The sequence below is a fragment of the Flavobacterium sp. FPG59 genome, from assembly GCF_002150205.1.
Lineage (GTDB): Bacteria > Bacteroidota > Bacteroidia > Flavobacteriales > Flavobacteriaceae > Flavobacterium.
On sequence record NZ_MTCA01000109.1, the window covers coordinates 1 to 9,608 of the forward strand.

Here is a 9,608-nt window from a genome sequence, read left to right on the forward strand (position 1 = left end):
TCTAATAAGGGAACAAATCTAAATTCTCCAAATTCGTGCTTTTCAAATTGAGTTTCATTAATTCGAACAAGCAAGGTCATAATTTGCACGTCTTCACCAACTGGAATTACTAGCCTTCCTCCTATTTTTAATTGCGCCATCAACGGTTTAGGAATAATTGGCGCACCAGCCGTTACAATAATGCTGTCGAATGGAGCGTAATTAGGTAACCCTTTGTATCCATCACCAAACGAAGTGTGTTTAGGACGAATATTGAGTTTAGGAAATAAGTTTGTAGTTTTTTTAAACAATTCATTTTGGCGTTCTACACTATACACTTTAGCGCCCATGGTACATAAAACTGCTGTTTGATATCCCGATCCTGTTCCAATTTCTAATATTTTATCTTCCTTTTTTACTTCTAACAATTGGGATTGAAAAGCAACAGTATACGGTTGTGAAATTGTTTGTCCTGCACCAATAGGAAAAGCCTTATCTTGATAAGCATAGTCTTCAAAGCTTGAATCCAAAAATAAGTGACGTGGTATCTTTTTTATGGCTTCCAAAACATTTTTATCCGTGATCCCTTTTTGCTCTAAAACGCTTACTAATTGATTCCGAAGTCCTTGATGTTTTGCTGTATCTTTCAAAATTTAAATTTTTATTTCTGTAAAAATAGAAAAGAAAAACTGAAATCAAATATTGGTTTTTAAATAATAATTTAGCGCACAATTTGTCTTAATTCAACAATAGATTAATCATTTAATTGCTATTTTTGTAAAAAATACACCCTTATGCTAAAAATTGGAGTATTAGGTGCTGGTCACCTAGGAAAAATACATTTGCGTTTATTACAACAATCTGACAAATATGAATTGGTAGGGTTTTATGACCCAAATCAGGAAAACGCTGAGAAGATATCAAAAGAGTTTGGATACAAACATTTTAGTACTATAGCAACTCTTATTCATGCTGTAGATGTAATTGATATTGTTACCCCAACACTTTCACATTACAAATGTGCTAAAGTAGCTATCAAATCAGGGAAACATGTTTTTATTGAAAAACCAATTTCAAATACAGTAGAAGAAGCAGAAGAAATTATAGCCCTTGCCAATGAATACAATGTAAAAGGTCAAGTAGGTCACGTAGAACGCTTCAACCCTGCATTCATTGCTACTAAAAACATGATTGAAAATCCCATGTTTATCGAAGCGCATCGTTTGGCTGAATTTAATCCGCGAGGAACTGATGTCCCAGTGGTTTTAGATTTAATGATTCATGACATTGATGCTATTTTAAGTGTGGTTAAATCAAAAGTGAAGAATATTAGTGCCAGCGGCGTTTCTGTGATAAGTGACACCCCAGATATTGCAAATGCTAGAATTGAATTCGAAAATGGTTGCGTGGCAAACTTGACAGCTAGCCGAATTTCGATGAAGAACATGCGCAAATCTCGTTTCTTTCAAAAAGACGCTTACATCTCAGTTGATTTCTTAGAGAAAAAATGTGAAGTGGTAAAAATGAAAGATGCTCCAGAAGTTCCAGGCGACTTTGATATGATTTTACAAAATGCCGAAGGCGTAAAAAAACAAATCTACTTCTCCAATCCAGATGTTGAACAGAACAATGCCATACTTGATGAACTAGAATCGTTTGCAGATTCAATAAACGACAATACAACTCCAACAGTGACATTAGATCAAGCAACCGAAGCATTACGAGTTGCCTATCAAATTATTGATTGTTTCAAGAAATAAATAAAATTACTTTAAAGTTTAAGGTTTTCAGTTACTCAAAATAACTTTAAACTTTAAACTTTTAAACTTTAAACTCAAAATATGAAAACAATAGCCGTAATCGGAGCAGGAACAATGGGTAATGGAATAGCACATACCTTTGCACAAAGTGGTTTTACCGTAAAATTAATTGATGTTTCTGAACAATCTTTAGATAAAGGAATGGCAACTATTGCCGCTAATTTAGATCGAATGATCACTAAAGGAAGCATCACCCAAGAGGATAAAGCAAAAACAATCACAAATATTATTACGTATACCGATATAAAAGACGGTGTTGTAGGTGTTGATCTAGTGGTAGAAGCTGCAACAGAAAATGTAGCATTAAAACTAAATATCTACAAACAATTGAATGAAATTTGTTCGCAGGATACCATTTTGGCAACCAATACATCTTCAATTTCAATTACGCAAATAGGATCGGTTGTTACTAATCCGGAACGTGTTATAGGTATGCACTTTATGAATCCGGTGCCTATTATGAAATTAGTAGAGATTATCCGCGGTTACAACACCTCAGATGAAGTTACAAAAACCATCATGAGTCTTTCTGAAAAACTAGGAAAAACACCTGTTGAAGTGAATGATTATCCAGGTTTTGTAGCCAACAGAATTTTAATGCCAATGATTAATGAAGCTATTGAGACTTTGTACAATAAAGTTGCTGGTGTATACGAAATTGACACAGTGATGAAATTAGGAATGGGCCAACCCATGGGACCACTGCAACTTGCTGATTTTATTGGTCTTGATGTGTGTTTGGCTATACTAAATGTAATGTATGATGGTTTCAAAAATCCAAAATATGCTCCTTGTCCTTTATTAGTAAATATGGTTCGAGCAGGAAAAATGGGAGTAAAATCTGGTGAAGGTTTCTACGATTATTCCGAAAGTAAAAAAGCAGAAAAAATTTCTAAACAATTTATTTAATGTCCTAAAGTTTGAAAGTCAAAAGTCTTAAAGTCTGCCTCTTTAAACTTTTGACTTTTGACTCTTGACTTTTGACTTTTGACTTAATTATGGCTAAAATAGTTCCTTTTAAAGCAGTAAGACCTACCCGAGACAAAGTATGTCTTGTAACCTGTAGATCTTATGAAGAATATGTAAATGCTGAACTTGCAGCTCAACTGGATTTTAATCCTTTGTCTTTTTTGCACATATTAAAACCCGCTTATACCAATCAAGAAACTGTTTCATTTGAAAAAAGATACAAGCAAGTTCATCAAAAATACGAAGAGTTCAAAAACGAAATCATTCTTGTAAAAGATAAAAAACCAGCAATTTATATTCATAAAATTGTTACTAAAACACAATCGTTTATTGGGATCATCGCGGGTACAAGTGTTGCTGATTATTGTAATGAAATCATCAAAAAACACGAAGATATCATAGCATTTAGAGTTCGATTGCTCAAAGAATACATGAAATATTCTGAGTTTAATACAGAGCCCGTTTTGATGACTTATCCTGACAACAAAACCATAGAAGACTGGATTTTTAATTGCACTCAAAAATTAGCCGATTTTGAATTTTCGACTACAAAAAAAGAAATTCATTATTTATGGAAGATAGACGATCCACTTGAAATCAATTGGATTCAAAATATTTTTGAAAAAACAGAGAGTCTTTATATCGCAGATGGACATCATCGTACAGAAGCTTTAAAATTATTATCTGAGGAAAATACCGATGCTCAGAACACCTCTAAAAATCATATATTAAGCTACTTAATATCTGAAAACAACGTCAAAATTTATGAATTTAATCGTCTTGTAAAAGATTTAAATGGCTTGACAAAGGAAGAATTTATGATTGCGTTGCAAAAGAATTTCAGTATTGAAAATAAATTGCAACAACCCTTTCAACCCTCTCACAAACATCAGTTTGGGATGTATCTTGATAATGAATTTTATAGTTTAGTACTTCGTAAAGAAAAGGAAGTATTCCATTCTGCTTTAGACAGTTTAGATACTCAAATTTTATATAAAGAAGTTTTATTACCCATTTTAGGTATTGAAGATTTACGAAATGACGAACGAATTGAGTACCTTTCTGGAAAACAATCCGTATTAGAAATAAAAAATAAAATAGATCAAGGCGAATTTGAAATCGGTTTTATATTATTTCCCTCAAACATTGGAGAAATTAAAGCATTGGCCGATGCTAATTTAATTATGCCTCCAAAAAGTACGTACATAGAACCTAAATTCAGAAGTGGATTAGTAGTTTATGAACTTTAATATATAAAAATCAGGAATTCAACATGTCAATAGCTACAAATTTACTTGGAATTAAAACGTCATTACCTGAGCATGTAACTTTAGTTGCAGTTTCAAAAACCAAACCGGTTTCGGATTTGATGGAAGCTTATGAAGCTGGACAACGCATTTTTGGAGAAAACAAAATCCAAGAAATGGCCGATAAATGGGAACAAATGCCCAAAGATATCGAGTGGCACATGATTGGTCACGTACAGACCAATAAAGTTAAATTTATGGCACCGTTTGTAAGCTTGATACACGGTGTAGACAGCCTTAAACTATTACAAGAAATCAACAAACAAGCGTTAAAAAACAACCGAATTATAGATTGTTTATTGCAAATTTACATTGCCGAAGAAGAAACAAAATTTGGTCTTGATCAGGATGAACTTGCTTCCCTCCTAACATCAAATGAATTCAAAGAACTGAAAAACATTCAAATCGTTGGATTAATGGGAATGGCTACTTTCACTGATAATAAAGATCAAATCAAGAAAGAATTCACGCAATTGAAAACAATTTTTGAAAAAACAAAAAAACTGAAAAGTGAAAACTGCCAAATCGACATCCTCTCAATGGGAATGTCCGGTGACTATCAACTCGCAATTGAATGTGGCAGTACTATGGTTAGAATAGGAAGTAGTATCTTTGGGGAAAGAAATTAATTTCAATTTCAAAGTCGATAATGCTGTTAGAAACTGAATACTAAAAACTGAACACTGAATACTTATTTTGTACGCAATACTCGACATAGAAACCACAGGAGGACAATTTAACGAAGAAGGAATCACTGAAATTGCCATCTATAAATTTGATGGACATGAAATAGTAGATCAATTCATCAGCTTGGTAAATCCTGAAATTCCCATTCAGCCGTTTGTAGTAAAACTTACCGGTATCAATAATGCCATGCTCACATCGGCTCCTAAATTTTTTGAGGTTGCTAAACGCATCATTGAAATTACGGAAGGTTGCGTGATTGTGGCGCACAATGCATCTTTTGATTATAGAATCTTGAGAACAGAGTTTCGAAGATTAGGCTATGATTTTGAAGCTAAAACACTTTGTACAGTTGCCCTTTCACAGAAACTATTACCAGAACAACCATCACATAGTTTAGGGAAATTAGTGCGTGCACTTGGCATTCCTATGGCCGACAGGCATCGTGCCAGCGGAGACGCATTAGCGACAGTTAAATTGTTTAAAATCCTTTTAGAAAAAGATTTAGAAAAAGAAATTGTTAAAGATTTCATCAAACTAGAAGTACAAAAAGGTATTGCTCCTAAACTTTTAGACATTGTTTCAAGTTTACCATCAAAAACCGGTGTTTACTTCATTCATAATGAGAAAGGAAATCTTATTTACATTGGCAAAAGCCGAAACATAAAAAAAAGAATCAACCAGCATTTTACAGGTACTACCAATAAATGCAAAAAAATTCAAGCCGAAGTTTATACCGTAACTTATGATGAAACGGGTAGTGAACTAATCGCTCTGTTAAAAGAAAGCGAAGAAATCAAAATCAACAAACCCATATACAACAGGGCACAACGCAAAAGTATTTTTCAACTCGCTTTGTATGCAGAAAAAGATGAAAAAGGATATTTGAACTTAAAACTTCAAAAAGCCGATGGCCGTAAAAAAGAAATCACATCTTTCACTTCTATCCAAGAAGGAAAAAATGCTTTGTTCAGAATCACATCTCATTATAACCTATGTCAAAAACTAACGGGCTTGTACGCTAGTAAAACAAATTGTTTTCAGTATACCATTAAAGAATGTGATGGCGCTTGCGTAGGAGAAGTATCTCCAGAGGAATACAACAGCAGAGTACAAGCTTTTATCGACAAAAATAGTTTTGACAATCAAAACATGATTTTAATTGACAAAGGCCGAACCATAAGCGAGCGCTCAGCTGTATTGATTGAAAACGGAATTTATAAAGGATATGCTTTTTATGATTTAAACTATCAAATAACCAATGTAGAGATCCTAAGAAACATTATTATCCCAATGCAGAATAATCGCGATGTGAAGAATATTATTCAAGGACACATCCGAAAAAACAAGACGTTAAAAATAGTTCATCTCTAGGCTGAATATTTATTGTGATCCTATATATCAATTATCTTAAACTAGATTTATGAAACTAATAATCAAATTTATTTTCACATAGTGTTTTGATCATGAATCCGAATCTTAATTTAATAACCTTGAAGCCAATCCAGCTGTACACTGCAACTCCTCGTGACTTCAGTTGTTTTTCTAAGGCATAAAAGGAGCTTCCTGCGGTCGCTCTTTTACACCAAGAAAAACAAACTTAAATCACTGCGGGGTTTACGTTGCCATCTGGGCTAAAAAATATGAAATACTTAATCACTATCGTCGGTCCTACAGCTATCGGGAAAACTTCCTTAAGCATTGTCTTGGCAAACCACTTTAATTGCGAAATCGTGTCATGCGACAGCCGACAATTTTTTAAAGAAATGACCATTGGTACCGCCGTTCCAAGCGTAGCTGAATTGGCAGCAGCCAAACACCATTTTATTCAAAACAAATCTATTTTTGAAAATTATACAGTCGGCGATTTCGAAAAAGAAGCCATTGCTAAACTTAACGAACTATTTCAAGATAATGATTATGTCATTCTAGTAGGCGGTTCCGGTTTATATGTTGATGCCATATTAAAAGGCTTTGATGAATTTCCTGACATTGATGTAACAGTTCGTCAAGAAATAACTGCCAATTATGAAAAACTAGGAATTGGATATTTGCAACAAAAATTAGAACAGTTAGATCCTGCTTATTACAAAACCCTAACCACAGAAAATCCACAAACTTTACAAAACCCACAGCGCATGATGCGTTTTGTAGAAGTATGCTTGGGAACAGGAAAACCATATTCCTCTTTTTTGAACCAGAAAAAAAACAATCGAAACTTCACTCCTATTTTAATTGGTTTGGAAGCTGACCGAAAGATAATCTATAACCGAATCAACCAACGTGTAGATATCATGATGAATGAAGGATTATTCAACGAGGCCAAAATTTTATATCCAAATAAAGAATTAAACGCTTTACAAACCGTAGGATATAGAGAATTATTTAGTTTTTTTGACAAAGAATTCACCTTAGAATTAGCCATCGAAGAAATAAAGAAAAACACGCGACGTTTTTCTAAACGTCAATTAACTTGGTTTAAAAGAAATGAAAACACCAAATGGTTTGACTTTGAAACCCCGTACACAACAGTTATAAATTACATTAAATCATGTAATTAAAATTAAATCATTATTAATAAAATTCTATTTCACTGAGAATATGAAACAAATAATAACGTACGTAACTGCAATCACGCTTACAATTTCTATCTCATACGGACAGAAAAAACAAAGCCCGACTACCCAAAATAAAAGTTTTGATAAAGAAATCACGGATAGGTTAACAAAAGAAAATGGAGACTTATGGGTTAAAAAAAATCCCTCTTTCAAGTCCACAAAGCCTTCCTTCTTTACTACCCAAAATGAAAATAATTATTTTGTAGGGCTCTTAAAAATAAGCGGGCAAGGCACACCACTTACATGGGATGACAAAGCCTCCCTACTTCAGTTTTTATTAAGTTTGAATAATAAAGTTACTGTCAAAAAAGGCGTTCAGGCAGATGCAGATTATAAGGGAACAAAAGTAATTTGGAAAGAAAATATCAATGGTCTTATTTGGTTTAATGATAAATCATACAAAGCTACTGTAGACAACTGGCATTTACAGGGCCTTAATGAATGTCCAGAGACACTACTATTTCCATTTCTTTCCTTTAAAAAATTGACCGAAATCCCAAATATCAATACAAATAATATTGAAGGACTAACCATTTTTCCTTACAATGAAAAGATCAAGATAAAAAGCGCTAAAACTCAAATTACAACACAAAGCGGAAAAATCATCAAGGGAATAGGATACGACCTGAATAACGATACCATTTTTGATGTTTTTAATTATGACGAAGAGATTGATGAAGTAAGCAGCTATACAAGACTCTTTATTAATGTAAGCGGACAATGGAAATGTAAATGGATCAGTTTAAACGAAGAATGCATTTAGAAGTAAATGGTTAATTTTATTTTGTCATTTTCGTACTTTGTATGCATTCAAAAATAGTGCGTTGGAAATTTGTAGACTATTAATTCCATGCTTTTCGGAATGATACTACCTTTTCTAGGTAATAAACAGTAGCCTATTTTTTCCACAATTTAAAATAATTCCTAAAAACGAGAATTAAAATTCATAATTCATAATTATTTATATGCCTATATCCCCTAAATTCACCTCTATTTTAAGCAAAGATTGGGAAATCAATTTTACGCAATGTGCGCCCAACGGGTATTTAAAATACACTGATTTATGCAATTTTTTACAATTAACTGCTGCGGCTCATTCAGAAGTAGGTGGTATCAGTTTTACTGACATGCAAGAGTTTAATCAAGCATGGGTATTGAGCCGGATGCGAGTTGAAATCAGCAAATTACCTAAATGGGGCGATACAGTAACCGTAAAAACATGGATCAATTCATTAGAAAACTCTCGATCAGTACGAGCACTTGAAATGTATATTAATGGAGAAAAAATAGTAGGATCTGAAACTTTTTGGGCTGTTTTTAATACAGAAAAGCGACGTCCAGAAGCCTTAGCACTTCCATACGAACACTTTGAGTTATATCCAGATAAAAAACCTACAATTGAACGATTTTCTAAAATAAATTTTACTAATGAAAAAGAAATAGTGTTTGAAAAAACCGTTTTTTTATCAGATTTAGATATAGTAAATCATGTTAACAATGTCAAATATCTAGAATGGTGTCTTGATGTTATTGACGAAAAATTGTTATTAAAACAAAGGGTAGCCAGCATTGAAATGAACTTTTTAAAAGAACTATCATTAAAAGATACTGTTTTAATTCATGAAAGTATCCAGCAAGATGAAACTGTATTTAGTATCACAAAGGACGATAAAACATGTTTTGCATTACAAATACATTGGAAATAAAAGATAAAAAAAAGCCTCAAAAAAATTTTTGAGGCTTTTGCATTTTATGCAACTTTGTTTTTTATAACTAATCTAAATCCTTCTCCATGGATGTTTAATATTTCAACATCCTCGTCTGGTTTTAAATATTTTCTCAATTTAGCAATATACACGTCCATACTTCTTGAGGTAAAGTAATTATCATCTCTCCATATTTTTGTCAAGGCTAATTCTCTTGGCATTAAATCATTTTCATGCAGAATTAACATTTTCAATAACTCATTTTCTTTTGGTGACAACTTTATCGGCTCCTCTTCTTTGAAAGTTAAAAAACGCAACTTAGAATTTAAATGAAATTTACCAATATTAAACTCAAACTGAACATGTTCTGATTTTGTATCTGAAGCTTTTCTTTGAATGATTGCCTTGATTTTCATCAATAAGACTTCAGAGTCAAATGGTTTATTCAAATAATCATCTGCTCCAGCTTTATATCCTTTTAAAACATCCTCTTTCATAGATTTTGCTGTTAAAAAGATAATAGGC

At 32.8% G+C, this 9,608-nt stretch carries 10 protein-coding genes; 8 read left to right on the top strand and 2 right to left on the bottom strand.

Annotated features, from left to right (window positions below):
- Positions 1-629: protein-L-isoaspartate(D-aspartate) O-methyltransferase (locus tag FPG59_RS10300; RefSeq protein WP_086454519.1), on the bottom strand; the 629-nt coding region annotated here is incomplete at its 3' end.
- A gap of 144 nt (positions 630-773) precedes the next feature.
- Between FPG59_RS10300 and FPG59_RS10305 the strand changes: the two genes are divergently transcribed.
- The 8 genes from FPG59_RS10305 to FPG59_RS10340 all read left to right on the top strand — a co-directional run bounded on the left by FPG59_RS10305 (position 774) and on the right by FPG59_RS10340 (position 9,083).
- Positions 774-1,739 carry a Gfo/Idh/MocA family protein gene (locus FPG59_RS10305; RefSeq protein WP_086454520.1) on the top strand — a complete coding sequence of 322 codons (966 nt, stop codon included), beginning with the start codon at positions 774-776 and terminating at the stop codon, positions 1,737-1,739.
- Between the two features lie 81 nt (positions 1,740-1,820).
- Positions 1,821-2,708, top strand: coding sequence for a 3-hydroxyacyl-CoA dehydrogenase family protein (locus FPG59_RS10310; protein ID WP_086454521.1), 888 nt, complete (start codon positions 1,821-1,823; stop codon positions 2,706-2,708).
- Between the two features lie 89 nt (positions 2,709-2,797).
- Positions 2,798-4,018 (top strand): DUF1015 domain-containing protein, encoded by a 1,221-nt coding sequence (locus tag FPG59_RS10315; RefSeq protein ID WP_086454522.1) that lies wholly within the window; start codon positions 2,798-2,800, stop codon positions 4,016-4,018.
- Between the two features lie 23 nt (positions 4,019-4,041).
- Positions 4,042-4,704, top strand: a complete 663-nt coding sequence (locus FPG59_RS10320; RefSeq protein WP_086454523.1) for a YggS family pyridoxal phosphate-dependent enzyme — start codon at positions 4,042-4,044, stop codon at positions 4,702-4,704.
- Between the two features lie 67 nt (positions 4,705-4,771).
- Positions 4,772-6,133, top strand: a complete 1,362-nt coding sequence (locus FPG59_RS10325; RefSeq protein ID WP_086454524.1) for an exonuclease domain-containing protein — start codon at positions 4,772-4,774, stop codon at positions 6,131-6,133.
- A 269-nt stretch (positions 6,134-6,402) separates the two neighbouring features.
- Positions 6,403-7,320: a tRNA (adenosine(37)-N6)-dimethylallyltransferase MiaA gene (gene miaA / locus FPG59_RS10330; protein ID WP_086454525.1), complete on the top strand. Its 918-nt coding sequence runs from the start codon at positions 6,403-6,405 to the stop codon at positions 7,318-7,320.
- A gap of 40 nt (positions 7,321-7,360) precedes the next feature.
- Positions 7,361-8,140 carry a hypothetical protein gene (locus FPG59_RS10335; RefSeq protein ID WP_086454526.1) on the top strand — a complete coding sequence of 260 codons (780 nt, stop codon included), beginning with the start codon at positions 7,361-7,363 and terminating at the stop codon, positions 8,138-8,140.
- 202 nt (positions 8,141-8,342) lie between these two features.
- Positions 8,343-9,083, top strand: coding sequence for an acyl-[acyl-carrier-protein] thioesterase (locus tag FPG59_RS10340; RefSeq protein WP_086454527.1), 741 nt, complete (start codon positions 8,343-8,345; stop codon positions 9,081-9,083).
- A 44-nt stretch (positions 9,084-9,127) separates the two neighbouring features.
- Here FPG59_RS10340 and FPG59_RS10345 read toward each other — a convergent pair.
- Positions 9,128-9,608, bottom strand: a 481-nt coding sequence (locus tag FPG59_RS10345) for a response regulator transcription factor (RefSeq protein ID WP_086454528.1), incomplete at its 5' end; no start/stop codon positions are given.